We start from the raw sequence: 26,589 nt of genomic DNA on the forward strand, positions 1-26,589 counted from the left end.
GCCTACTTTGGCTGAAACTTAAAACAAACGATCATGAAATTACGATTCCTTTTTTTGTACCTGTTATGGCTATGCCCGGTATATTTATCGGCCCAGCCAAAACCAATTCACGCTTATTTTGAAGAACTAAAGCAACGCAAACAGCATAACGGTAATATTTTAGTGGCCGATGATGGACGGGCTATTATCAACTTTTCTTCGGGCTATGCCGACTTTAATACTCAAACGCCCAACACACCTGCATCATGCTTTAACCTGGCTTCAATATCAAAAGTAATAACAGCGACGGCTGTTTTACAGTTAAGGGATAAAGGAAAATTCAACCTCGATGATGCTGTGGTTCAGCACCTCCCCGACTTCCCTTTTAAAGACGTAAAGATCCGTCATTTATTAACCCATACTTCCGGGCTTCCCGATTTGGAATTGTTTGAGGATTTGGTGAAACAGTTTCCTGATACGGTTATTACTAACCGTAATGTATTGCCCGAACTGCACAAATGGAAACGCGGGTTATACTTTAAACCCGGCGATGAATTTCGCTATTGTAATACCGAATATAATTTACTCGCCCTGCTGATTGAAAAGGTAACCGGCTTGTCGTTCACGGCCTATATCAGAAAATACATTTTCGCACCTGCGGGGATGAAAGACAGCTATATTACTATTCCCGGTCAAAAAAACGAAGGTTTGATTGCACAACCGCAAATGAAACCACACCCCGGATACGACTCTACCTTTGTAGCGGTTGATTCTATTTCGCGATACAGGTACCTCACTTATAATAACAGCGGCACCACCGGGCAGGGAAACGTTATGAGTACCACCGCCGATATGTTAAAGTTTGACCAGGCATATTTTAAAGGAAAACTACTTAAAACGAGCACCCTGCAAGAAGCGATTACTCCCCTTAAATTGAATAACGGAACCGTATATTACGACCACCGAATGGACACCATGGACGGCGAGGGAAAGATGGCTTATGGTTTAGGCTGGGAAATTTTTGATCAGCCCGTTTTTGGCAGATCTGTAGGACATGGCGGGTTTAAATTCGGGCTTGCTACTTTTTATCTGCACAACCTTACAAAAAATCAAACCATTATCGGTTTTGATAATACGGCCGGGAGCGAGTTTGGACGGTTCATCACTTCCGCTTTATCATTATTAAATAACCAAGCGCCCATGGTATTCAGAACCAGCAAATCGTTAGTAACACTTTACGGCACCGCGCTGGTTAAACAAGGTGCCGACCATGCCGCTGCCATTTTCAATGCAAACAAGGCCGATAAAGCAGCCTATTATTTAAACGAAGGCGAAATGAACGATCTGGGTTATAACCTTTTCTACATGTCATCCTTCCCGGGTCACCGCGAAATGGCGCTCGAAGTATTTAAACTGGCCACCTTTATTTTCCCTGATAGTTATAATACGTATGATAGTTACGGGCAACTGTTAAGAGACAGGGGTAAAAAGGAAGACGCCATACTGATGTATCAAAAATCAATAGCGTTGAACCCTGGGAACGAAGATGGTAAAAGAATATTGAGCCAATTGTTAACGAAATAGCGCGACAAAAAATTAATTCGCTCTGAATATCAGTAGAGAAGGTTGGGTGTCGACTTAAATAATTTACTAAATGATTACGGATCTTCGAAACCCAATTGATCAGCAATTTTACCAATTATAAAATTGCTGATCGTTAATATTTGTTGAGCTTTTCAATTAACCTAATATGTATTATGCCTTGCAGGCGCACGCAGCATATCTTATAATAATTTGATTTGTCGGCAAGAAACTGGACTATTGGCACTCCCTGCATCAAGGTTTTGATCATTGAAGCAATCATCCATATCCAATAGTTATTAATTATATTACTGGCTCCTTAAACTCTTTACAGGGTTTTCAAGCGCGGCGTTTATAGCGGTATAACCTACCGTTAGCCAGGCGATACATATAGAGAATAGCATAGTAACAGCGAAGAACGATATACCGATGGTAATATGAAAGCTATAGCCTTCCAACCATTTGTGCATAAAGAACCAGGCCAGTGGCGAGGCAACCGAAAATGCTAACACAATTAAAAGAGTAAACTCTTTAGATAAAAGGATGACTATATTTTTAACCGGGGCGCCGAGAACTTTGCGAATACCGATCTCTTTTTTGCGTTGAACAGCCATAAACGAGATCAAGCCGTATAGCCCAAGGCAAGATATAAAAATGGCAATGCCCGAGAATATTTTATAAAGTTGCGAAAGCTGGCTTTCCTGTTTGTAGAAATCGGCTATGGTTTGATCCATAAAATGGTATTCAAAGGTATACTCAGGGAAAGCACTGTTCCATAGTTTTTCCATAGCGGCAGATACCGATTTTGCTTTGCCAAGGTCGATCTGCATGCTGGCTAAACTGTATTGTCTTTTTGCAGTGGTTAATACTATCGGCTCAATAGGGTCACTTAGCGAGTTATTATGAAAGTTTTTCACTACGCCCACAATAGGCAAGGTTCTGCCACCCACGTTAATTCGTTTCCCGATGGCATCATTTACATTACGTATCCCCAATTTGCTGATGACGGCTTCATTAACCACGTACTCACGCATGGTATCGGCGGGAAAGTATATTCTGCCTGCAACAATAGGAAGATTGTAAACGCTGAAAAAATCCGGATCGGCGATCTTCATATTCACTATCATATCAAGCTTATCGGTCTTATTACCTTCCGTTTGTAAACCGGTAGCCCAGCCGTCAGCTCCTGCAGTTGGTGTATACATACTCATACTAACCTTGTTTACACCCGGTATTCTTTGCAGTTCACCGCGCAAATAATCAATTTTTGTACGGCTTGTACTATCATTGGGGAAGTTTGCATAAATAACGGCGTCTTTTCTGAACCCCATATCGGCATTATTAAAGTAGTCCATTTGTGATGTAACCACCAGCGTGCCAATAATAAGCACCTGGGCTATCACAAACTGAAAAACCACCAAACCACGCCTGAATAAAACCCCTGCTTTTTGATCAGAACCTGCCGCCCCACCTTTTAAAACAACAACCGGTTTGTACCCTGAAAGTACCAACGCCGGGTATAGCCCTGAAATTAAGGACACCAGCACCAACGAGCAAAGCATTAGCAATATCAACCTGCCGCTATATAATGTTGAAACTGATAGATGGATATCTAATAAATTATTAACAGCAGGCAGACAAAAGGCAACGATGAGTAAAGACATTACGAAAGCAAATAAGCTGGTAACACCGGTTTCACCCAAAAATTGAAGTACCAATTGTAGCCTGCTTCCGCCAAGTACTTTCCTTACACCCACTTCACGACCACGATTAATAGCCTGCGCAACAGTTAAATTGATGAAGTTAACACAGGCCACAACTACCAGGAACAGGCCGATAAGGTTTAACGCCCAAATAAGATTTTTACTAAACGTACGACCTGTAAAATTGCCGTATCTCGCGTCGTAATGTATTTCTGTTAAAGGCTGTAAAGATAAATCGTAGCCTTTATCTACCGGCTGGATATGCCTTTTTGTAAAATCAGCAAGTGATCTTTCAAGTTGCTCAGGCGTACTAACGGAAGCCAGTTCAACAAAACAGTAATTATTATCGTTTATACCCGACCAGTTTTGGGCGTTGTTTTTAGCAATAGGGATATATGGCAACACAACCTTTAACGGAAAATCGGTATTTAACGGCGGATCTTCAAGAACGCCGGCTACCTTAACCATATGGCCTTCCATTTTAAGTGGCTTGCCAATTACGCCTTTCCAATCGCCAAAATATTTTATGGCCGTGGCTTTAGTTAACAAGGCCATATTTGGTTCACTAAGCGCCGTTTTAAAATCGCCATCAATCATTGCGAAATCGAACATCTGAAAAAACCGCGGCTCGGCAAAAAACACGCCGTGCATTTCCTTAAACTTTTTAAAACCAGTATTACCATCACCCGGCACTACTATCTGCACCTCACCATATCCCTGTATAGCGGCGGCATTTTTCACCTGCGATACCTCTGCGCGTAACGCTGCTGTAACAGGTACAGGCACTCCTGTACGGTAGCCGTTCTTATCTGCGTTTTTACCAACCCTGCCTATACGGTATATCCTGTCTTTTTTGGCATGAAACCGGTCGAAACTTTGTTCATACTCAACCACAAGAAATATTAAAAGAAAAGCGGCAAAGCCCACAGCCAAACCTGTAATATTAATAGCAGCGTTTATTTTATGCCTGGATAAATTTCTTAATGCTGTCTTTAGATAGTTTTTAAACATTTGATTCAGGTATTAAGGTATCAGAAGAATATAAAATATCAACCGATGTATCCAAAACAAATGCCATCAATTTAAAGCATTGATAATGTGTTAATTAAAAAAAATAAAATCATAAACAGGTGTTCGTATTCGTACGGTAAGTGTGCGGTTGCAGAATATTTATTACAGGCAGTTCGGTTGTTTCAATATTTCACTTAAACAATTAATAACCTAATAACACAAATTAAATAAATATTCAAATAGACAATCTAAATAAGACAGGGCACCATATTGATGCCCTGTCTTATTACTTAAGTCACTAAAACGTATATCTCGCTCCTACCTGCATTTGCCAGCGTGAAGCAAACGGGTCAACCGAATATGGCTTGCCCGGATCAACAAATTGATACAGCGGGTACCCTTGCGATGACCGTGCCGGGATGTACGGCACCAAACCTACGCTGGAGGTAGAATTGTAAGTATTGGGCGAGAAATACACCTTACCCCAATTTTTATTGATCAGGTTGGTAAAGTTCATAATATCTAAATTGATGGTGAGGGTATGCTGGGCCGTTGTGCTTTCCTCATTATTGAAAATAATATCCTGCGCGAAGTGAAAGTCGGCGTTGGTGTTCCATGGTGTTCTTGCAGCGTTACGACCCGTAAAACCTCCCCTGCGCGAACTCAGGTATTCGTTGCCATCAACAAAACGGTCAAAAGCATCGGCTTGCTGTTGCGCGGTTTGGGTTGGCGTAGGTGCAAAGAAATTCACACTTTCCCCTTTAGCCGGAATATACGCCAAACCTACCTGCTGCGGCGTGTTTTGCGGGGTATAGTTCACGAAACCATAAGTGAACGGACTGCCCGACTGCGCGGTTACAAACAGCGAGAAATTGCTTACCCACATTTTGTTCCATGCTTTGCGATAGTTTGTACTTACCACTATACGGTTACGGATATCGAAATTGGAATTTGCCAGCTGCGGATCATTCGGGTTGAGTGCCTGGTTCAATTGCCAGTTGGATTCAAAGGAGTTACGGATGCCGTTCGAGATATCTTTTGATTTGCCATAAGTATAGGCAGCACTGAAACCAAACCCGTTTTCAAAATTTTTAGATATCTGCCCGGTAATGCTATAGCGATATCCCTGCGAAGTATTGCCCATTTCATACGCATTGGCAAACTGTGGGTTACGCGTGTTTTGCCCCGGAAATATGGGTTGCTTACGTTGGGTAGCTGCCGTATCATAGGTGAAATAGGTAGGGTTATCCGTTAAATTCACCTGCCTGAAGATGATATCTTTTATGGTTTTGGTATAGATCCCTTCAACCGTATATTTAAAACCATTTTTATCTCTGTAATCCAAAGCTAAACTGCTGCGTAATACTTTAGGCATAACAAAATCATTGGCAATAACATCTACCTGGGTTTTACCGGCATTGGCATCGTTAATAGCCTGCCCGTTCTGCCCGGCAAAACCGCCTATACCGGTACCCGGCTGGTGTTGCAGCGGGTTGCCGTTAAATACATAAGGTGGGTTGCCATCCGTTTTTTGATCATAAGCGCCAAAAGTATTACCATTATTGTAAAAGGCATAACCCAGCCAGGCAAATGGTATACGTGAGGTGAACATACCTAAACCACCGCGCAACACCAGGCTTTGATCGCCGCGGACATCAAAACGGAAGCCCGCCCTTGGCGATACCTGGATACTGCCCAGGTAATTTCCGCTGATTTGGTTAAGGGGTGTATAAGTGTACGTAGTACCGAAATAAGGATCGGTAAACGCGTTACGTGTCTTGTCGCTCAGCACCTGTTTGTTAGGCACGTCAGGATAATCGAACCTGATACCGGGTGTAAACCTGAACCTCTCGGTGATCTGGATCTCATCCTGAATGTAAGCGCTGTAAAAGTTAACATTAAACTTAGCTCCGGGGTTGGCCAGCAGGTAATCGCGGCTATTGTTGCTATAGTTATAGCTGCCCTGTACCCGCTGTGGCTTATTATTCAGGAAGTCATCAATACTTTGGTAGGTTACCCTGCCATTCCAGGCATTTACAAAACCATAGTTGATCTTGTATAGCTCGTTGTGAGTACCAACGGTTAAAGTATGCTTGCCTAAATTCCACACCAGGTTATCGGTTATTTCGAGGGTGCTTTGCTTCATATTAAATACAGAAGCCTCACGATCTGTACCAAAAAAGATGGTACTGCCCGGCGTACGGCCCACAATTTGTACCTGCGGGAATGATGGGTCGCCGGTTGGTGTACGGTAATCATGGATCTGGCTGTAGCCAATAACCGCGCTGTTAGAGAAATTGTTATTGAACCTGGTTTTCAACTCGGCTACGGTTGAGTTTTGGTTGTTGTTCTGTTTGTAGGCAATACTGCCGAAACGGAAATCCAGTTGATCACGTTCCATATTGGTGGCTTCCGAGCGGATGTAATTATTGCGGATAGCCAATTGATTCTTATCATCGATGTTCCAATCTAAACGGTTAAAGAATTTTACAGATTTTGACGTGGCGTTGTACTGCCCGGCCGTACCCGGATCGAAGTTGTAGTTGGTAATGGAATAATCGATGATCTTTTGCGCGTCGGCAGCGCTTAAAATACCGGATACAGCCGGGCTGCCCGCTACCTGCAATACCAGGTCGCGGCGGCGGGTAATTTCCTCATTAGTAAAAAAGAAGAGTTTGTTTTTTATCAGTGGAAATCCCAGCCTGAAACCGGTTTGATAATCATAAAATGCCGATGGCAGCTTGCTGGTTAGTTCGGTACCGGTATGATCGGGCCCAACCAGCGTAGCATTGCGGCCAAAACCATACACCGAACCATGCACCATATTGGTACCCGAGCGGGTAACCGCGTTTACGCTGCCGCCGGTAAAGTTACCTATCTTCACATCATAAGGCGCTATATACACTTGTATGTCTTCAATAGCATCCAACGATACCGGGTTGGTGCGGGTAGAAGAACCGGGCATGCCCGAGGCACCTGTTTGCCCGCCCGCCGATGGACTGAAACCAATAGCGTCGTTATTAATGGCACCATCAATGGTTACGTTATTGTACCTAAAATTGGTACCGGCAAACGAATTATCTTTCGAGCCTTGCGGTACCAGTTTGGTGATATCGGTAATACTGCGGCTGATGGTGGGCTGGTTGCGGATCTGGTCGCGCGAGATGTTTTGCCCGGCGCCGTAGTTATTGGCTTTAGGGCCGGCTTTTTGCGCTTTTACAATCACTTCGGTTAATACTTTACTATTATCAGCCAAAACAAAATTGAGGGTAAGGCTTTCTCCTAAACTTATCTTTTCAACAGTTTTGGTTTCGGTGTTCATTCCTAAAAACTTCACCTCTATAATGTAAGGTCCACCTACCCTTAAACCCGGCAGGTTATACCGACCATCGTTCCCGGTTGAGGTAGCATATTTGGTGCCCGATGCCGTGTGTACCGCGGTAACCGTAGCCCCGGGCAGGGTTTGCCCGGTAGCATCAGCCACCTGCCCGCGCAGGCCCGCGCTCGTTTCCTGGGCGTACAGATTTTGGCCTGCAATGCAAAATAATAAGCAAAGCATGCCCTGTATGAAATATTTCATAGCGTAATTCTTTTTCATTTTATGATGTTTATTTCCTGTGTATCCGGAATAAATATTGATCAATTAAAAACCTGTGCCATCACCTGGTCTACCACGTGTATTACACCATTGGTAGCCATAATATCCGGGCGGATGATATGCGTAGGCATTATATTACCGGTTGCGATAATGGTAAAACCATCCGTTTGCACATAGATATACTTATAACCAAGCGCATACCCACCCCTGAAAGCCGATGTAAGCAATCTTGTGGTACCCCTATCGAAAATAAGACTGTTAAAAATTCGCTGTAACAAGACCGGATCGGCATTTTCAATCGATGCTACATCCGGGTAGCCGAACTTTTTAAAAGCCTCGTTGGTTGGTGCAAAAAGTGTATAATAATATTGCTGTTGTTGTGCTGAATATTTATTTTCATAACCGGCTCTTTTAACAGCGGCAGTAAACAGGGTGAGATCCTCAGTTTTACTGATCAAAGAAAATATGTTCTCCGCAGGAGGAAAAGGCACTCTGGTTATCTGATGCACTACCCCATCGTTCAAATCGGTGCTGCCATTGGTTTCCAAGGGTATACCGTCTAAAAAAATACCATAGTAGTTTTTAGTTAAAGTAGGCTTATAGGCTTCGTTAAGGCCAAATACATTTTGCGTATAAAAACCGATAAGGCTGCTGCTGCTTATTTTTCCATATACAATGGCGTATTTAAGTATAGATGCCAATGCCTGCGGATCGTAGCTGTTGATTTTATCAAGCGTAAGCCCGGCTTTGGTAAATGCCGAATCAACCGGGGCAAATACCGTAAATGGACCGCCATTGCTAAATGTTTCGGCATTGTACAGGCCTGCTCTTTTTAAGGCGGCCTGGTACAGGCTTAAGTTTTTGTTGGCATTTATATAAGCGAAAACAGTGGGTTTGGCTGAATTGAGCTTTTCAGGGTTATCGTTTTTTTTGCACGATGCCAACAGCAAAAGTAAAACCACACCCGCGTACCAAAGGCCGTGTTGCATCCCTTTTTTATGATGTTGATGAGTTGTATTCATGAAGAATGATTATGGAATGAGTACCCGGTTAATAATGTGAACCACGGCATTTCCGCAGGGTATATTGGAATTAATAATTGTAGGATTATAGGCTGCAGGAGCGGCGATAGCTGCCGGGATACCCTTGTTGCCATTGCTTACAAAAGTAATGGCATGAAAGCCGGCCGGGTTACCGCCAATGGTTATTTTATTGGCATTCAATGTAACTATACTTTCAGGATCAGCTTTGAAATACCTGAAAAAATCGCCGTCAAAGTACCTGCCTTTGATAATGTGGGATTTTAAAAAAGTGGTCAGTTTTACCGGATCGGCCATCAGTATGCTATCTAAGGTACTCACACCTAAGTTCAACCTCAATTTTGCGGATTGTTGAAATGCCATATTTGATGGCGCTAACAAAGTATAAGGCTCATTACCCTGTAAAAGCGAAGCTGCAAGCCCCGATCGTTGCAGGGCAGCACTGAATAAAGTTAGCGTACTATCATTATGCAGGTACGATACCGCATTCAGATAAACTTCAGCATTCATTATTTGCGGTATCACCTGGATGAAACCATTAGAGGTGGCATTATCCATGCTGGTAAATTTTAACCCATTTACCGTGGTAACCGTATCGGTACCATTAAGATATTTACTGATGTAGATATTGCCGCCGGTATGTGTTTTATACGGTTTATTCTCTGTTAAAGGAAGTTTTTTAAGCGCTATCTCCCCGTCGATGGTGTAATAGCGCATCATGTTTTTCAACGTTCCGGATGTGAAAAACTGAAAGCTGTAGGGCGTAACCAGCGCCGGTATATTCATTAATAAATAAGCGCCATTGTCGGGCGCTATAAAAGTATACGGACCGGCGTTCGCCAAACTGTCCTGAAGACTAACTTTTGTAAGGGCGCCATAAACCACACTAAAAGTAAAATTATCATTTAACACATATTTTATGGTGCTGCTGTTATCAGGTCCGGAAGGCTGCGCAACCGGCGTATCTTTTTTACAACCAGCCATGCCGGTAAGGGCCAGCAATACCAGGCCATACAAAGCTTGTTGATACCCGGCAAATGCTTTAATTATGTTTGTTTTCATATTGGTTACTTTACTGCTGGGTAAAAGAGTTTATCAATTTTATACAATGCCCCGTTTGAAGCAACGTAGTTGTTAACGGGGTGCTGTGCCGATGCATCACGGGGTATCTCTACCGCCGGTGCTGCCGCGTTATTGCTCCACTTTACATAAGCGGTTTGCCCAACCGAAGAGAAGGTAAGCGGCACCGGAAAATTCATGCTGTAATAAGTTGGGAACCCCGGCAGAGCCTTACCCCAGGTGTTATATACGCCATTATTAATGGCCGTGTTAAGCATATCGTTGTAAAATACCCTTACTGCATAAATGCTCAAACCATTCGAACCGTCGGATGCACCAAGCGGACTGTAAAGCACATGGTGCCGTAGTACAGTATCTAAGGGTGAATAATGAAAAGTAATAAAATCATTAAAATCGGGGCCTATGTACGGGCCGCTGTCGGCATATTTAACAATATCCTCGGCTGTGTAAAATCCCGCGTCATTAAATGCCTTATTGGTTGGGGCCAGTATGGTTGGATACATCCCATTGGTTCGGTATATTGAGCCCGGGGCACTAAAAAAGGCAATATCGCCGCCGCCGCTGTTGGCCACTAAAACACTATCCTCTATCATCAGGGCTTTGTAGTACATGCTCAACTCCGGATCGGTTTTAATAATATCATATAAAGTAGGTGCCGGAATCTGCGCTATGAACCCCGAAACCGGGTACAGGTAGCCATTGGTTGCCGGTATAACAGGCGCGCTTTTGTTAAGAGGCACACCGTTAAAATAGATAGCGCCGGTTTGCTTAACAAACAGTATCGGCGACCGCTGGTAGATGGTGCCCGTACTCGGGTCTTTTACCGGGTCTTTTTTCAGGGTGATGATCTGTGGTGTAACCACGCTATTGCTAAGCGCTCTTTCGTCTAAGGCACCTATGCCTATCTGGTAAGTGATCAGCTTACGCAGCGAATCAATATCCAGCTGATTTATCCCGGCCTCATCAAGTCCGGCGGCCATCATGGCCGAATCGGTAGGTGCAAAAATGGTATAGGCTTTACTGCTGTCTATACTCGCGGCAAGCTTCAGTCGATTAAAGGCCTGGTAAAATAAATGCAGCGAACTTTGCCCGGCCAGTGTTTTCACCAGGTTATCGCCCTTAAAAGGAAGAGCAGGCTCGGGATTAAGCTGCGCATCAGATGCTTTTAAACATCCGCTTAATGTTAAGGTTAAACTTATACCCAAAACTGCCAGGGCAAAGTTTATATATAGTAATTTCTTTTTCATGTAGTAATAATGATTGATGTTATGGATGGATCCTGGCGCTGTCGGGTAACATTACGAGGCCGCCTATACCATGTACAATACCATTGGCCGCCTGATGATCGGGATTGGTAAAGTTGGCTGCAGGCGCATAGATGTAAGGGTCGCCATAAGGAGGTATCCAGCTGATGTCCTGTATATACCGGAAGTTAAGCGGCCATATACCATACCCACCCGTGCCGCCATATTGTGCCGGAGTAATTATCTGTACAAACTCAGGGGTAATAATACCCGGATTGGCTCCTAATGCATTGGAAATTGGCGCGTCAAGCAAATCTGAAAGGAAAAAACGCTGCCGGTAAAGGATGTACGCGTTAAACAATTTTTTCTGGTAAGTAAGCGTATCCAAACCGTTCAATACCGTTTCATCTATTCCATTTTGCATAAACAGATCGTTGGTGGGTGCCATTACTACAAAAGGACCGGGTTGTTCCAGCTGACTTAATAAACCAAATTGTTTTAATGCCTGTACAAAATAGCTGTACTGCGGCCTGGTTTCCAGGTATGCTTTTATGGATGTTTCCGGGTAGTACAGCACTTTACTTAATGCTAAAATATAGCCATTACCGGCAGCAAGATCAACCGCGTTTACGGTTACCCCGTTAATGTGTACTATCCCTTTCCCTACCTGTTGTGTTTGGTTCTGTGCCGGCACAGGTTGCGAAAAGTAAACCGGAAGCCCGGCCATCGTAGTAAAGGTAACGCCAATGGCCTGCGGCATAGCCTTATAAGGTAAGCTTTGCGGAAGGATGTGGTACAGCAGCAGCTTTCTTAGTTTGGCGGTATCGATGCGTGCAAGGCTATCTGCATTAATGCCCGATGCCGCGAACGCGTTATTATCAGGCACCATTAACGTGTAAGGGCCTTTACCTTCAAGCGTTTTATCTAACCCAACCCGCTGCAGGGCGGTATAAAACATGCTGAAATTAAAGTTATTTTTCAGTATGCTGATCAGCGATCGGCTATCTGTCACCGGTGGCGGTACTGCATCCTGCTTTTTAACACAGGCGGCCTGTAAGGCTAAAAGCAATACGAGTGTTATCAAAAAATATCGGTTGTTTTTCATCGTCTGTTTAATTCTTAGGCACATTATTAAAACCCCGTTGCAACTGCATGGTATAAACCCGGTCATACACTATTTCCATAATATTTACTGTGGAGTATACATGGTAGCCATTCCCGCTGTTCACCAGCAGGTTAAGGTTAGGTGCCGACCGGTTATTGTCTCTACTACTGTAATTGTTATAGGAACTGGGGTCGCGGTGGCAGCGTAATAAATACCCTAACCGGGAGTCGGGGTCTGTAACCGGTTTATCCGCATCAAGCAGGTTAAAACTGTAGTAGGGCAGCGTACCAAAAAAAACATTGTTGTTACTGAACGCATAATAGCTTCGCAGTATTCCCTGGTAAAAAAAGGCGCTTTCGGGAAGTAGTGGCAGTGGCTGAAAAGAGATACCTGTATCCATTTTAGTGTTCAGCGTGGTCATATACGTATCTTTATATTCAGGGTAAGCATCATAAACAACATCAGCCTGCGTAGCATATACGGCATCATTAAAGAGGTTATAGGTGGTGCTTATCCGTACATTATCACCAATATAATTGCCAAAGCCCTGCTGATTGTCCAATGGTTTTTTACCGGAAAGGTTCACAAAACCTATGTAGAGCTTATTTTCATCAAATGCCTGGTGAACGAACTGCTCATGCCTGATATACAGGCCGTACTTGCCATTATCCAGATCGCGGGAAACTACTTCGAGGGTATACACTTCGCCCTTTTCAAAATTCACGGTGGTATCCAGCAAAACCCTGCTTCTGATGGTTGAGGCTAGCTCTTTAAAAGGAATGTTGTTTTGCGGCCGTACCACAAACATAATGCGGTGCTTGCCAGAAGAGATCTGCGCCCAGGCCGAAAGGTCGAAACCGTTCATTACCGGCGCGGTTAATACATGCGCGTTGCCCGGGTATTCATAATTTAGCGGGTAAAGGTTAATTACCGGTGCACTACCCGGCTGCCCTGAGTTAAGGGTACCGGTACCAATAGAACTGTTAGCCTCGTTAACGGGGTACGACAGGCTGTATAATTGCCGTATGCCCATGTAATCGCCTATAATTTCTGCGTCGTTCGGCACATCCCCATCTGTTTTAGGGTCCATCAAAAAGGTTAAAAACGGAGCCACCTGTGCGCTATGGAATACATCAATATCATTTGAAAGATCATTAAATACCCTGATGTATGCCGGATCTTTAACCAGCGGGGCGATATCATATTTTTTGCAGCCCGCTACGGCCAGCAGCAATAAAAAGAACAGTGATTTATGTAATTTCATACTACAATTATTTATTGTGTTTAATGACCACCAGGCGGGCCTTTTGTGAAGCCGCCACTCCCGGTGCCGTTTTACCTACCAATGCCACCGTATATATGCCGGTTTCAGCTGTTTTATACTTTTGTACCGAATACATATTCTGATTTGATATAAAAGCTTGCAGCACATCAACCGGTGCTACATCGGTGAGTAAGCTGCCCGGTACTTCGGGCAAAATGCCCGGTTTAGACTGGTAAGCCCTGATGTATTTAGGAAGAATGCCAAATTCTGAATACTCAGATTTGGTACCTGCCGAGGGCGGCAAAGTATAAATGATGGAGCTGTTATTTGAAGACATGAAGCCCGGCGACAGGTTTATATAGGCGCTGAAATACCTCATGGTATCTAACTGAACTTGCCCGTTTACCGGTAAAAACAATTGATGGTCGTTAGTAAAGGTAGCGTAAGGCAAGTCGGGGCTCAGGTTAAGGAACCGCGATTGCAGCGCATAGTTAAACTGGCTCCGGCGAAAGATACCATTGGTACCATCGTCGGGCACAACTGAACCTCCGGGCCCGTTTGGCTGATAAGTGGTTTTGTATAGGGTACCCGACATATCATTCGCTTCAAATAAAATGGCAGACTTTCCATCGGGTTTGTTATAGGCCCAAATGGTGTAGTTATCATACGGAAACAACTTAAGATCGCCTTCGGCTATAATGGCGCCATTGCCATCAATTGCTTGTACATGGTGGTTACCCTGCGTATAGATCTGGTATGGCGATTGCTGCGCGGCGGCTGATGTAACCGAACCCACGTAAGGAAGTGTCCCTCCAAGCGTAATGCCATCTACTTTAAAAGTTATTTGATTATCGGGAATAGCGTTAACCGCCTGCATGCGGGCATAAGTACCATTCACCCCGGGATCATATTCAGTAATGATTCGGTAAGAATTTGAATAGTCGCCGACAGGATAGGTATCGCAACCTATATAGTTGAATAAATTCCGGCTGATCACTATACTATAAACACCACCGGGCTTAAAGGTGCGCGCCCTCGGGTTAAGGCCCTCCTGCGGCTGAATAACATTTGGTGCACAGGGTTCTACCCTTGGCATGGTAGGCAATTCTGCCAGTTGCCGGTTTGTTCTGATAGTTCCGCCTGCTGTTGCAAAAAGTTTAAATTGGTAAGTACCATAAGGTATTTCTGCATAACCCGACGTTGCTCTTAGCGCCACATTATTTAAAGCAGGATCTACCGCACTGCCATCGGCATAGGTAAGAGATACCGGGGTGTTCAACTCAAATTTATCCGCAGCGGCACCTAAGTTGATGATCCTTATTTTAAAATTTTGCGGGCTTGAGGGAGGCGTGTTGTTCCTTTCAACTACGCTGAAATGGCCGTCAAGCATTAAATAATAATCCAGCGGATGCGCCACATCATTTACTATTGTAGTATCGGTTATTGAAGTACCGTTTACATTACCATTTATAATGATGTGTATTTTGCCGTCCTTATCCAATAAACTATTGGGCATGGTAAAGGGGCTGCCACCATCGCCCGCCGTCCAAACACCTGTTGGAAATAATGACAAGCCCAGCGGTGTACCCTGCTGATTAGAACCGGTTGTGTAAGAGGTAAGCGGTATATTATTTACCGTCATGTTTGCCGGGTAGCCGCTAAAATTGAACAAACGGATACTTGAACCCGACTGATTGCTTACATCAAGTACCGGGATAGCATTATTGAACTTCTCTTTTTTACAACTACCGGTTAACAGCGCAAACAATACCAGCAAAATACTACTGTAATATGCCGGCTGATGTATAAATATTTTTTTCATACTCATTTTAGAATAATTTATAGGTAAGCCCTAATGAAAACTCGGCTCCTTTGTGATATTTACGGTAGATGTATTCTGTTCCGTAATATTTGCCGCCGTTGCCCGGGTTGGTGTAAACCTCTTTATATGGCGGGTCGAAAAGGTTTTTGGCGAAGCCCTTCACTACCCATTTCCTGCCCAGTTTCTGGCTAAAAACCAGGTCGAGCGTTGGCGCAGGGCTGTCATATATATCAGGCGTACCGTCTAACTGTACCTGTATCAGCCTTGGGCCAACTACGTTGAAACTGGCAGTTACGTTAGTCCCTGTTGAGGTGTTTGCATAATCTAAATAGGCATTAATGGCGTACGGAGCCTGTTCAAACACAGGGCTGGTAGCCGGCGAGCGCCTGTCGTTAATACGCGAAGCATCTAAACGTGCAGGGTTTTTATCTATACTGCTCACATCGAACAATAAATTGGTACCCGCGAATAAATATTTAAGCGGACTCCATAATTTTCCCAGGTCGCGGCGCGCTTCCAGTTCTACACCGTATACTTTACCCACATTAGGGTCGTTCTGGTACATGATCAGCGGAAACTCAGGCGCGGTTGAAAGGCTGCCCTGTGAAGCGTAAGTGAATACTTTTTGTAAGGAATTTTCAATAGTTTTAGTGAATGCCGACACGGCCAACACCTCACCTGGTCCGGTAAACCATTCCCACCTGAAATCGGCGCTTTTAGTTAACTGATTGATCAAATTGGGGTTACCGCCCACTACCGCGAACTGAAAAGGATCAAACTCAAAAACATTGGTTAGTTCGCGCAGTTCGGGCCTTGCCAGCGAGGTGCTGTAGGCCAGCCTGAAATTCATATCCTTTATTTTAGAATACGTAATGTTCACCGAATAATAAGGCTTATAATTTTGTGTATAGGCCGTATTGGGCTGGCTGGTATTGTACCTTACCGATTGGTTAGGTAAACCGGTAAGCACATTCAGATTGGCAGGTACAAACACATCTGCGGTATCTACATGTGCCTTAATGTCAGTAGATTCAAAGCGCACCCCGCCTGTTATGCGAAGGTCTTTGGTTACATGGGCATCCAGCATCCCGTAAAAAGCACGGGTTTCATAAGTACCGGTATAATTGTTAGGCGCCTTTTTTATCTGGTATAAAAACCCACCCACGCGTGGTTGTCCCTCGCTGTCATAATTTGAAGGGTCGAGCAAACCAATGTTACTTGGTGATACCAGCCTGTTAAGATCACCCTTAACATTATTAATAAGCTGCACTCCGCCACCGCCTAAGTTTGATCCCGGCAATCCGAGTATCTGTTCAGTAAAACCCCTGTCCCTTTTGAGGTAATTTACGCCAAATTTCAACAGCTGATCTAACTTACCTACTTTAAAAGGCTGGCTTAGGTCAACTTTCCCGTTGTAGTTAGTTTCATTCAGTTTGCGGTACTGACGACCATTCGGGTCGGCAACAATAATATTGGTATTGTCAGCACCTGTACCGTGTACCAACCCACTTACAAATGCGTAAGTATCTGACCCTATCCCTACCCCGTTAGGGTCCTGAAATCTTTGGGTACGATAATCTGCCACATCTGTCGACCGAAAATCAGGATCAGTTTGAGTGCTTTTTGATGTACTTAAGTTATAAGACAGCTTTGGCGACCAAACTTTATCCAAAAACTGGTGCTCACCTTGCAAATTGTAAGTATTGAACGTACGATAAGTAGTACGTAACTGGTTGATGGTATTATAAACCGGGAAATTTAAACCGGTATTTTGCCAGGCGCCGGTTAGGTTACTTCCCTGGGCTTCGGCACCACGGCTACCCAAAAACTGGGCCTGTATCTCGTTGCGTTTATTAAACTGGTAGGTAAGCCCTACCAAGCCGCCATAGTTGAGTGTTTTTGTACCGGTATTTTCTTTGTAGCTTAAGTAATTTCCCAGGCGTGGATAGTTGGGTGTAATGAAGTTAGGGATATGCAGGGTACTGAAAATAGCGGGCGAACCGGTAACCACTCCCTGAAAAAGGCTGTACTGATTGCGCTCTCCATCATAAATATCGGTGGTGCGCTGGTAATAGTTGGCGCTAACCACCACACCCAGGGTATGCCCATGCAATACTTTATAAGAGTTACCAAAAGAAAGCGTGTAAACCTGGTTCGGATCAGCCTTTTGGTATTGTGTGGTTAACACCGGGTCAAAGCTTTGCATAATCTTACTTACCCGCATAGCTTCGGCCGCCAGGGCCGGGTTGTTGCGGCTCTGTATAAATAAGTTCTGTATTTGCACCAAACCGCCGGGGTATTGCTTAGCCAGGTTGGTAAAATCAGTACTTAAATTATGTTTGCTAACTTTCTGACCGAAAAACCCGGGATCGCTGTTATAAAAACTATTGTATTGCCCGCCCAAACCAACGCTTGAATTAAAGCCTGTTTGCGAGGTAAATTCAAGCACCATTGTTTCCGGGATCGATTTAGTCTTCAGCTCCACCAAACCTGCAGAGGCATCGGCAGCCCTATCCGGATTAAGTGTTTTATAAACCGTGATATTATCCAGCAAAGCAGCCGGAACCAGATCAAGCGGCACCGCGCTGCGATCGGGATTGGCAGAAGATAGCCGCGCGCCGTTCAGTTCGGCAATAACGCTCCTGTCTCCCAATCCCCTTATGGCTACATATTTATCATCGGTAATGGTAACACCGGTAACCCGTTGCAGCGCCTGCGTGGTAGTTATACTTGCTGTTTTTTCAATATTCTGCGCCGATATGGCATCTGAAACAGTCGAAGCATTTTTTCGGTCGCTAAGCAACACTGCTTCACTGGCAGCCCTGCGCCGGGCCTCTACCTTTACCTCGCTTAACGATGTAGCGGCACTTTGCAAAAATATGTTGAGCGTTGTTGTTACCGATGCTTTAACAATTATACCCGGTACCTTTTTAGCTTCGTAACCAATGTAGCGGGCTTCTACCTCATAAGTACCGGGCGGCAGGCTTATCTTATAATGCCCGTTAACATCAGTAGGGTAAGATTTACCTGCAATAATGATAATGGCACCCGCTAATGTTTCTTTGGTTTTGGCGTCATAGATGGTACCTTCTATGGCGCCTGCGGGCGGGGGGAGCGGTAAGCGCGCTACAGTTATGGTCGAGTTGATCTGTTTGAAATCAAGCCGTGTGGTGGCTTTCAATATCCGAAGGGCTTCGGCCAGTGTTTTATTTTGTATGCTGATACTTATAGGCGCTGTTTTACCTAAAGTTGCGGCATAGGTGAAAGTAAAAGGGGTTTGTTTTTCAAAACTGTTTAAAATATCTTCCAGGCCTGCATCTTTAAAATTAGCAGATACCTTGTAGTCATTTAAACTTTGCGATTTCACACCGTTGGCGAATATCACTCCCGTTAGAGTCAGGCTGACTACGATCACCAGGGAGGTTAACCTCGTCATAAAAAATAGTAGTTTAATTACACTTCTTTTTGTAGAATTGTGCATAGCTTTTTAAAATGTCTGTTGTGGTAAGAAATAATGGATTTTTAAAGCTTTTTGAGGCAGGGGGGCTCGAATACCCCTGCTTCTATCTTTAATATCTCGCTTTGGATTTTTGGTAGTTTTCTATTTCATTCGATTTTACTTCAATGGGTGAATTATATAAAAATTAGGGGCATTACCAGATAGTAACAGTAGCGGCATCAATGGCGTAATGAACACCACCGGCAAATTGCAGCGTTTTCATTACATTCTCCAGCCTGTCGTTCTTTTGCTTAAAGTTGAACCGCATTTGTTTAAGTTCATCTTTTTTGATAATGATCTTCACGTTATACCAGCGCTCAAGCTGCCGGCTTATATTTTCAAGGGTTTCGTTATGGTAAACCAGCATACCATTTTGCCAGGCGCCTATTTCATTGACAGCTATTTTTGACAGATTGGGTTCTGTATCGGTTAAGTTATAGGCAATTTTTTCTCCGGGTAAAACGAAATAAGTTATGCTGCCTTCCGTTTTAGCTAAAACCCCCACCTTTCCGGTAGCAACCGCTACAGTTACCTTTTTATCCCCGCCGTATGACCGAACGTTGAAGGATGTGCCCAGTACGCTCACCTTTATCTTTGAAGTATGTACAATAAAAGGGTGGGCAGGGTCATGCGCAACATCAAAAAATGCTTCGCCTTCGAGGTATACTTCACGGGTCTTTCCATCGAAGTGTTCAGGATATTTTAGTTTACTCGCGGCATTTAAGGTGACGGTTGAACTGTCGCTAAGTTTTATTTTGATTAGTTTCCCATTCGGATTTATGGTTTCCTGCATGGCTATTACAGGCTGTTTTTCAGTACCTTTTTTGTAATACGTGTAGGTGGTACCGGCAATTAAAATAAACACAGCCCAAATCGCGGCATATTTTAACCAATTATAATTTCGGGAAGGCTTTACTATATTTTCTTCACCCTCTTTCAGCTTTTGCGCAAACCGTTCTTTCCATGCCGCAAGCTGCTGTGCATCATTGTCTTCTGCCGTGGGTTCTCCATCGTTCCAGCCTTCATTCAAAACATCATCAAACAAAGATTCAGCTTCACCGGTCGACATAAGCTTCCTGATCTCCGCTTTTTCTTCCGGCGTGCATTCACCTTTTAAATATCTTTTGATTAGTTCGCGATCCATTCATTGTACGGCATTATACACCGTTATTATACAAGTCGCAAAAAAGGGGCTGCCTCCCTGAATAATTTTTTATATTTTTTTAATGGCAGACGAAAGGATGTTTTAGAATAGTTTTTTTAAGATCACGATCAATAGCATCAGATCGGCATAATCCTTAAAATGTTCCCGCATAAACTGTAGAGATGCCGTAATATGCGACTCTACCGTTTTAACTGAAAGATTTAGATGACGGGCAATTTCAGACTGGCTCATGGCCTCTTCCCTGCTTAGTTTAAAAACCTTGCGGCGTTGCGGGCTAAGCATTTCCAAACTAATTTTGTATTGCTGTTGAATTTCATTCACAGCTAACTTGCTACCTGCTGTTTGGTAAGCAACAGGATCTGTTTCTATATCCGTAAGCGACATGGTTTCAAGTTCCTTTTTTCGGAAATGGCTGTAGATAATATTCTTCATGGCTCGGAATAAATACGCGGAGAGATCGTTAACTTTAATATTCGGATTATCTCGCTTGTGCCATAGCGATAACATCAGATCCATTACCAGTTCTTCTGCCAATGAATCATCATTTACTTTAGAAAGCGTATATTGATATAGCTTTTTAAAATATTGATCAAATATGTTATTAAAGGCCCGTTCATCCTCACCCCTATTTGGCTGAATGGTGGTAAAACCGGATAAAGCTTTTAAATTCATTAATGTAATGGTGAACGCCGGGGCTAAAATACTTTATCAAAAACACCAGCTGATTAAGCATACATTACCCAATTGTTAACAACATGATAATGTTGTTACATGGAAAGTAATAACCTGTACATATTGCTTAAATACTTCGATTATTGCGGCACCGTCATGTTATAAAGAAATGTTTACAACTGCATCTTTTTGATGAGTATAATAATTAACTTATTGCACACTTTGATATGGATAGTACACGCTTAAAGAGACTATATTTACTTTATCCTTCTCTATATATTTTCAAAAATCACGAAGACATAAAACATCGCGGCAGCAAAAACAAAAACACCGGTTAACCCATATAAGGTTAACCGGCGTTTGCTGTAAAACAGGCTTTGATTCCTTTTCTAATTTACAAACTAACCTTTCTGATCGCTTTATTGGCTTTATCCAATATATAGATCACTCCGTTAGATGCAATGCTAATATCGCTAAGGTCGCCAAATTTCACTTCACTAAAACTACCGTCCTGATAACCTTTACCTGCTTTAAATAAAGTACCTACCCTCCTGGCAGCCGGAGTAATGGTGCGTACCGCGTTGTTGTCAGGGTCGCACACCAGTATCATATCCTTGTTGTTCCATACCATGTTACCAACAACGCCGAACCGGGCTTCGGTATAACTGCCATCAACATGACCCGCAGCGAAGGAGTCGGCAATCAAATCATAATAACTGCCTGCACCAATGCCATGCCTGCCAACGCCATTTATATCTGAGGCATAAACTTTCCCATCGGCATCAATACCCACACGACCTTCCGGATCGGCATACCAATCCCATTCCATGGCAATACTTCCGTTCGGACTGATAATAAATACTCCTGAAAAGCTGTTAGGCGCTGTTCCAACGTACATTTTATTATTGATATCAATAGCTGAGCCTGTTGGCTCATAAGTAACATTTCTAACAAACATAGAAACATCGCCACCCGGAGTTATCTTCTTGATATTACCGGTAAACTCTATTACAAACAGGTTGCCATTGGTATCCATTACTATACCTACCGGCTGTGTGAACCGGGCCGCTGTCCCCAAACCGGGGGCATCGCCGCTTTCGCCGTTCGCGCTTCCGGCAAATACGCTGATGGTACCATCGGGTGCAACCCTGAGTATATTATTCCTTGCGCGGTCTGCCGCGTACACCTCGCCATTTCGGCCTGCGCATATTGAATGAACACCTGCCGGCAATGTATTAGTTAAAGTGCTTATCCCTTGGGTGACGAACGGCTTAGCCGAAAAAGCTTCTTTGCCGTTTACACTTACCTTTATTACGCCCGAGGTAACATTTGGTGGTGCTACCACTACCAATTGTGTAGCACTTGCCGAGTTTACATGCGCGTTTACACCATTAAATGTAACAATGTTATTGGCAGCTACGGTACTAAAACCCGTACCCGTAATAGTGATTACCGCCCCGCCTGTGCCCGCCTCAGGCGTGAACTTCGTTATACCAAGCGTTTGTTCGGTAAAGGTAGGACCAACAACAACCTGATCGTTCACGGTAACCTTAACCTTGCCCGAACCTGTATTTTCTGGTACAACAAGCGCTATCTCAGAAATGCTTATCGATTTTATAGGTACATCTTTATCGTTAATTGACACCTTGGTTTCACCGGGAATGAGGCTGTAACCTGTACCGCCAATTTTCATTTCTGTTCCCGCAGGACCGCTTAACGGGGTTACCTCTGTAATACTTGGCGGATCAACCAACGTGAACACAGGCCCCTCTATTACTGTAGCGTCTATCTTTAATCCAACCCTGCCAGTGGTTATACCCTCCGGTGCAATAACCACTATTTCCGTATCGGTTGACTGTACAACCTGGCCGGCTTTACCACTAAAACTAACCTGATTTTTACCCAACTCGGTTTCAAATCCAGAGCCTTTCAGGGTTATCCTGGTTCCTTTCCCCCCGGTTTTTGGCGAAATATCATACAGTGCCTGCACCTTGAATACCGGGCCTGTTGATGATTTATCCTGCACCTTAACTTCAACCGGGCCACTATTGGTTTTATCCGGCACGGTAGCTATAATGAGCGTATCCGTAAGGCTGATGATGCTTGCTTTGTTGCCGTTCACGGTAACTTCGGCGGGTTTATCTTTATCAGCAAAACCTTCGCCGCTTATCCGGATGTTTGTACCCACGGGGCCGCTCCTCGGCGAAATGGCTTTTACACTCAAGGATTGATAGGTGTACTTACCCACATTGAAATCCTTTCCATTATATTTCACTGTGATATCGCCGTTGCCTGTGCCGTTTGGCACCATTACTACTATGTACCCGGCAGTAGCGCTAACTACTTCGGCCGCTTGGCCTGCAATGCTGGCCGAGTATTGGGTAATATCGGCGGCAAAGCCCTCCCCTTCAATGGTAACCAGTGTACCGGCATTACCACTATTAGGGAAATAATTGTTTATTTTAAAGGCAGCAGCCTGCGGCTCAACCTTATCTTTTTTACATGCGCCTATCATCGCCATTATCAGCAGCAATAACAGGGTGCACGTTTTTACCGGATATCGTATCATCTTTTCCATATCTGATTTTAATATTTGTTATGTTAAAAAGTATAGCGTGCGCCCAACTGCATTTGCACCCGCGAGCCATAATAATCTATACTGTAAGGCTTGCCCGGCGTAGTGAATTCGTAAACAGGGTAACCACCATTATTTTGCTGAGGCGGAAACAATACAGGGTTTAAGCCCACGCTGGCCGTTGAGTTAAAGGTATTGGGCGAAAAATACTGTATACCCCATTTTTTATTGATGAGGTTAGTAAGGTTCATTACATCGGCAGTGATGCTGAAAAACCGCGTGCCCGAAGCGCTGGTAAATATATCGTGCGACAGGTGCAGATCTGCCTGAACATTCCATGGCGTGCGGCCCTGGTTACGTTCGGTAAAGTTACCCCTACGACCCCTCAGGTATTCATTGCCATCAATAAAGCGGTTAAACGCCTCCGCCTGTTGCTGGGCGGTAATGGTTTGGGCTCCGCTTACGCGATCTCTGAAAAAGTTGATCGCCTCATCTATTCGCGGTATATACACCAAACTCACCTGTTGAGGTAAACCCTGTATGCTGTTATTTACTATACCATAAGTGAACGGACTGCCCGATTGCGCACTCACAAACAGCGATACATTGGTGCGCCCATGCTTTGCCCAGGCTATATTATAGCTGATAGTGCTTACTATACGATGGCGGATATCAAAATTACTGTTAGCCAGGGTTGGATTATTAGGCACCAACGCCTGATTCAGCTGCCAGTTTGATTCCATAGAGTTGCGTATACCGTTGCTCAGGTCTTTTGAAGCACCATAAGTATACGAAGCCGAAGCCTGCAGCACGCTATTTACATTTTTAATGATGCTTGCCGTAAGGCTGTAACGATAACCTTTTGAGGTATTGCTGAGCAGGTAGATGTTTGAAAAATGCTGATCTACCGTACCGCTGTATATTGGCTGGCGACGGTCTTTATCGTAGGGATAGTAAGTGGCATTATCCTGCACATTCAATTGCTGAAACAATACATCTTTAAGGGTTTTGGTATAAATACCCTCAATGGTAAATTTCCAGTCATCCGCGGTGCTGTAGTCGAAGCCCATACTGGTGCGCAATACCTGCGGCATCACAAAGTTATTGTCAATCAGATCTACCTGTGTTTTTCCGCTGTTACTGTTGTTTATTATCGCGCCATTAGCGGCAATAAAATCGCCGATACCGTTAGCACCTCCTGTAAGCGGGTTGCTGCCCGGTGCAAAAGGTTTTTGATCACTTTTTTGATCGTAACCGCCGTAGTTATTACCCGAGTTGTAAAACGTGTAGGCTATCCAGGCCATTGGTATCCTCCCGGTAAACAAACCGGCGCCGCCTCTCAGTATCAGGCTTTGGTCACCCAGCCAATCGTACCGAAAACCTATCCGCGGCGATATTTGCACCTTGTTAAAGTATTGATTACGAAGACGGCTTAGCGGCGTATAGCTGTAAGTATTACCATAATAGGAGTCGGCAAGCGCGTTTTGCACCCTTGCGGTCAGCTCTGGTTTTTGCGGCAGATCGGTCATATCGGCCCGCAAACCAGGGATAACTTTCAGCCTATCAGATACCTGTATTTCATCCTGCAGGTACACGCTGTACATATTGATACCGAAATCGGCACCGGGGTTATTCAAAATATAATCGCGTGTGTTGTTGGTATAATTATATGCTCCACGTACACGGTACGGGTTATTGTTGAGGTAATCTTCTATGCTTAAATAATCAACCCGGCCGTTCCAGGCATTTACAAAGCCGTAAGTAATGTTATACAGTTCGTTGTGTGTGCCCAGGGTAAGGGTATGTTTACCAAGCGTGTAGCTCAAATTGGCGGTAACCTCCCATGTACGTTGTTTCATGTTGAAGATACTCGCCTCACGATCAGTACCCAAATAGATAGTAGTACCCGGCGTGCGGCCTGCTATCTGCACCTGCGGCAAAGTTGGATCGCCCAGCGGATCCCGTAAATCGTTCACACGGGTATACCCCAGCAACAAGTTACCCGAAAGTGCCGATGTAAAGCGGCTTTTCAGTTCGGCTACGGTAGATGTTTGGTTATTCTTTTGCAGGAACCCCATGCTGCTGAAGCGAAAATCCTGCTGATCGCGATCGAGATGCGTAGCTTCAGACAGGATGGTATTGTTACGCAGGGCCAGCTGATGCTTATCGCTGATATTCCAATCTAAACGGTTAAAGAATTTGCGCGATTTAGAATAGGTATTATAATTGCCCGATGTACCCGCGTTCATCAAATGAGAAGCGCTGATGGCTTCAGCATCGGCAAGGCTGAGTATCTGGCTGGTTTCGGCCTGACCTGCTTTCAGTTGGGCCGGATCCTGTCTTTTGGTGATCTCCTCATTGCTGAAAAAGAAAAGCTTGTCCTTTATCAGCGGGAAGCCTACCCTGAAGCCTGCCTGGTAGTCGTAAAAATCGCTGTTCATCTTGCCCAGCGTCCCTACACGGTCGTTACCTGTAACAGCTGCATTACGGCCATACCCATAAACTGAACCGCTGAAGGTATTGGTACCGCTGCGGGTAACCGCGTTTACCGAGCCGCCTGTAAAATTACCGATCTTTACATCGTAAGGAGCCAGGTAAACCTGCATATCTTCTATTGCGTCCAGCGAAATGGGATTGGTACGGGTTGAACTACCCGCCATGCCCGACGTGCCCGACTGCCCACCCAGTGAAGGACTGAAGCCAATGGCATCGTTATTTATTGCGCCGTCAATAGTTACGTTATTGTAGCGAAAGTTGGTACCGCCAAAGCTGTTATCCTTACTGGCTTGTGGTACCAGCCTCGTAATATCTGTAATGCTGCGCGATACGGTGGCCATATTACGTACCTGGCCGGCGCTGATATTTTTGCCCGCGCCATAAGTACTTGCCTGCGCGCCACGTTTGGTAGCTTTTACTACTAATCCACTCAATTGCTGTGCCTGATCGGCAAGGGCGAAATTAAGGATGATGGATGCTCCCAAACGAATGATGATGTCTTCTTTTTTTTCGGTTCCCATGCCCACCATTGATGCCTCAACCGAATAAGGCCCGCCTATGCGGAGATTGGGTAAACGGTACCTGCCCTTTTGATCGGCAGAGATGGCATAGCGTGTGCCCGAAGGCTGGTGAATGGCCAGCACCGTAGCGCCGGGTATAGGTTCGCCTTTGGCATCTGAAACAGTACCGCTCAATGTACCGCTTGTTTCCTGCGAATAGGCCTTTTGGGGGCTATTTAGAAACAGCAGGGCCAT

The 26,589-nt window shown here is 44.4% G+C and carries 14 protein-coding genes; 1 reads left to right on the top strand and 13 read right to left on the bottom strand.

Annotated features, from left to right (window positions below; translation table 11 throughout):
* Positions 1 to 33 precede the first annotated feature (33 nt).
* On the top strand, positions 34 to 1,563 hold the full coding sequence (locus ABD894_RS03870) for a serine hydrolase domain-containing protein (RefSeq protein ID WP_345209675.1): 1,530 nt from the start codon (positions 34 to 36) through the stop codon (positions 1,561 to 1,563).
* Between the two features lie 305 nt (positions 1,564 to 1,868).
* Here ABD894_RS03870 and ABD894_RS03875 read toward each other — a convergent pair whose 3' ends face one another.
* The 13 genes from ABD894_RS03875 to ABD894_RS03935 form a co-directional block, all read right to left on the bottom strand.
* Positions 1,869 to 4,274 carry an ABC transporter permease gene (locus tag ABD894_RS03875; RefSeq protein WP_345209676.1) on the bottom strand — a complete coding sequence of 802 codons (2,406 nt, stop codon included), beginning with the start codon at positions 4,272 to 4,274 and terminating at the stop codon, positions 1,869 to 1,871.
* A 298-nt stretch (positions 4,275 to 4,572) separates the two neighbouring features.
* Positions 4,573 to 7,872, bottom strand: a complete 3,300-nt coding sequence (locus tag ABD894_RS03880) for a TonB-dependent receptor (RefSeq protein WP_345209677.1) — start codon at positions 7,870 to 7,872, stop codon at positions 4,573 to 4,575.
* 41 nt (positions 7,873 to 7,913) lie between these two features.
* Positions 7,914 to 8,861, bottom strand: a complete 948-nt coding sequence (locus ABD894_RS03885) for a fasciclin domain-containing protein (protein ID WP_345209678.1) — start codon at positions 8,859 to 8,861, stop codon at positions 7,914 to 7,916.
* A 42-nt stretch (positions 8,862 to 8,903) separates the two neighbouring features.
* A complete protein-coding gene (locus ABD894_RS03890; protein ID WP_345209679.1) occupies positions 8,904 to 9,974 on the bottom strand; it encodes a fasciclin domain-containing protein in 1,071 nt (356 codons plus the stop codon).
* Between the two features lie 5 nt (positions 9,975 to 9,979).
* On the bottom strand, positions 9,980 to 11,239 hold the full coding sequence (locus tag ABD894_RS03895; RefSeq protein ID WP_345209680.1) for a fasciclin domain-containing protein: 1,260 nt from the start codon (positions 11,237 to 11,239) through the stop codon (positions 9,980 to 9,982).
* A gap of 19 nt (positions 11,240 to 11,258) precedes the next feature.
* Positions 11,259 to 12,341, bottom strand: a complete 1,083-nt coding sequence (locus tag ABD894_RS03900; protein ID WP_345209681.1) for a fasciclin domain-containing protein — start codon at positions 12,339 to 12,341, stop codon at positions 11,259 to 11,261.
* Between the two features lie 7 nt (positions 12,342 to 12,348).
* Entirely contained in the window at positions 12,349 to 13,605 is a 1,257-nt protein-coding gene (locus tag ABD894_RS03905) for a hypothetical protein (protein WP_345209682.1), read from the bottom strand.
* A 7-nt stretch (positions 13,606 to 13,612) separates the two neighbouring features.
* Positions 13,613 to 15,433, bottom strand: coding sequence for a hypothetical protein (locus tag ABD894_RS03910; RefSeq protein WP_345209683.1), 1,821 nt, complete (start codon positions 15,431 to 15,433; stop codon positions 13,613 to 13,615).
* 1 nt (position 15,434) lies between these two features.
* On the bottom strand, positions 15,435 to 18,863 hold the full coding sequence (locus ABD894_RS03915) for a TonB-dependent receptor domain-containing protein (RefSeq protein ID WP_345209684.1): 3,429 nt from the start codon (positions 18,861 to 18,863) through the stop codon (positions 15,435 to 15,437).
* Between the two features lie 217 nt (positions 18,864 to 19,080).
* Positions 19,081 to 20,070 carry a FecR family protein gene (locus ABD894_RS03920; RefSeq protein WP_345209685.1) on the bottom strand — a complete coding sequence of 330 codons (990 nt, stop codon included), beginning with the start codon at positions 20,068 to 20,070 and terminating at the stop codon, positions 19,081 to 19,083.
* 102 nt (positions 20,071 to 20,172) lie between these two features.
* Positions 20,173 to 20,763, bottom strand: a complete 591-nt coding sequence (locus tag ABD894_RS03925) for an RNA polymerase sigma-70 factor (RefSeq protein ID WP_345209686.1) — start codon at positions 20,761 to 20,763, stop codon at positions 20,173 to 20,175.
* Positions 20,764 to 21,157: 394 nt separating this feature from the next.
* Positions 21,158 to 23,341 (bottom strand): IPT/TIG domain-containing protein, encoded by a 2,184-nt coding sequence (locus ABD894_RS03930; RefSeq protein WP_345209687.1) that lies wholly within the window; start codon positions 23,339 to 23,341, stop codon positions 21,158 to 21,160.
* A gap of 23 nt (positions 23,342 to 23,364) precedes the next feature.
* On the bottom strand, positions 23,365 to 26,589 hold the full coding sequence (locus ABD894_RS03935; protein ID WP_486348225.1) for a TonB-dependent receptor: 3,225 nt from the start codon (positions 26,587 to 26,589) through the stop codon (positions 23,365 to 23,367).

Source organism: Mucilaginibacter gynuensis, assembly GCF_039541195.1.
GTDB lineage: Bacteria > Bacteroidota > Bacteroidia > Sphingobacteriales > Sphingobacteriaceae > Mucilaginibacter > Mucilaginibacter gynuensis.

What these genes read in the sequence shown, in the direction of transcription:
- ABD894_RS03870 (WP_345209675.1), top strand. Translation starts at nt 34, where the DNA reads ATGAAATTACGATTCCTTTTTTTGTACCTGTTATGGCTATGCCCGGTA.
- ABD894_RS03875 (WP_345209676.1), bottom strand. Translation starts at nt 4,274, where the DNA reads ATGTTTAAAAACTATCTAAAGACAGCATTAAGAAATTTATCCAGGCAT.
- ABD894_RS03880 (WP_345209677.1), bottom strand. Translation starts at nt 7,872, where the DNA reads ATGAAAAAGAATTACGCTATGAAATATTTCATACAGGGCATGCTTTGC.
- ABD894_RS03885 (WP_345209678.1), bottom strand. Translation starts at nt 8,861, where the DNA reads ATGCAACACGGCCTTTGGTACGCGGGTGTGGTTTTACTTTTGCTGTTG.
- ABD894_RS03890 (WP_345209679.1), bottom strand. Translation starts at nt 9,974, where the DNA reads ATGAAAACAAACATAATTAAAGCATTTGCCGGGTATCAACAAGCTTTG.
- ABD894_RS03895 (WP_345209680.1), bottom strand. Translation starts at nt 11,239, where the DNA reads ATGAAAAAGAAATTACTATATATAAACTTTGCCCTGGCAGTTTTGGGT.
- ABD894_RS03900 (WP_345209681.1), bottom strand. Translation starts at nt 12,341, where the DNA reads ATGAAAAACAACCGATATTTTTTGATAACACTCGTATTGCTTTTAGCC.
- ABD894_RS03905 (WP_345209682.1), bottom strand. Translation starts at nt 13,605, where the DNA reads ATGAAATTACATAAATCACTGTTCTTTTTATTGCTGCTGGCCGTAGCG.
- ABD894_RS03910 (WP_345209683.1), bottom strand. Translation starts at nt 15,433, where the DNA reads ATGAGTATGAAAAAAATATTTATACATCAGCCGGCATATTACAGTAGT.
- ABD894_RS03915 (WP_345209684.1), bottom strand. Translation starts at nt 18,863, where the DNA reads ATGACGAGGTTAACCTCCCTGGTGATCGTAGTCAGCCTGACTCTAACG.
- ABD894_RS03920 (WP_345209685.1), bottom strand. Translation starts at nt 20,070, where the DNA reads ATGGATCGCGAACTAATCAAAAGATATTTAAAAGGTGAATGCACGCCG.
- ABD894_RS03925 (WP_345209686.1), bottom strand. Translation starts at nt 20,763, where the DNA reads ATGAATTTAAAAGCTTTATCCGGTTTTACCACCATTCAGCCAAATAGG.
- ABD894_RS03930 (WP_345209687.1), bottom strand. Translation starts at nt 23,341, where the DNA reads ATGGAAAAGATGATACGATATCCGGTAAAAACGTGCACCCTGTTATTG.
- ABD894_RS03935 (WP_486348225.1), bottom strand. Translation starts at nt 26,589, where the DNA reads ATGGCCCTGCTGTTTCTAAATAGCCCCCAAAAGGCCTATTCGCAGGAA.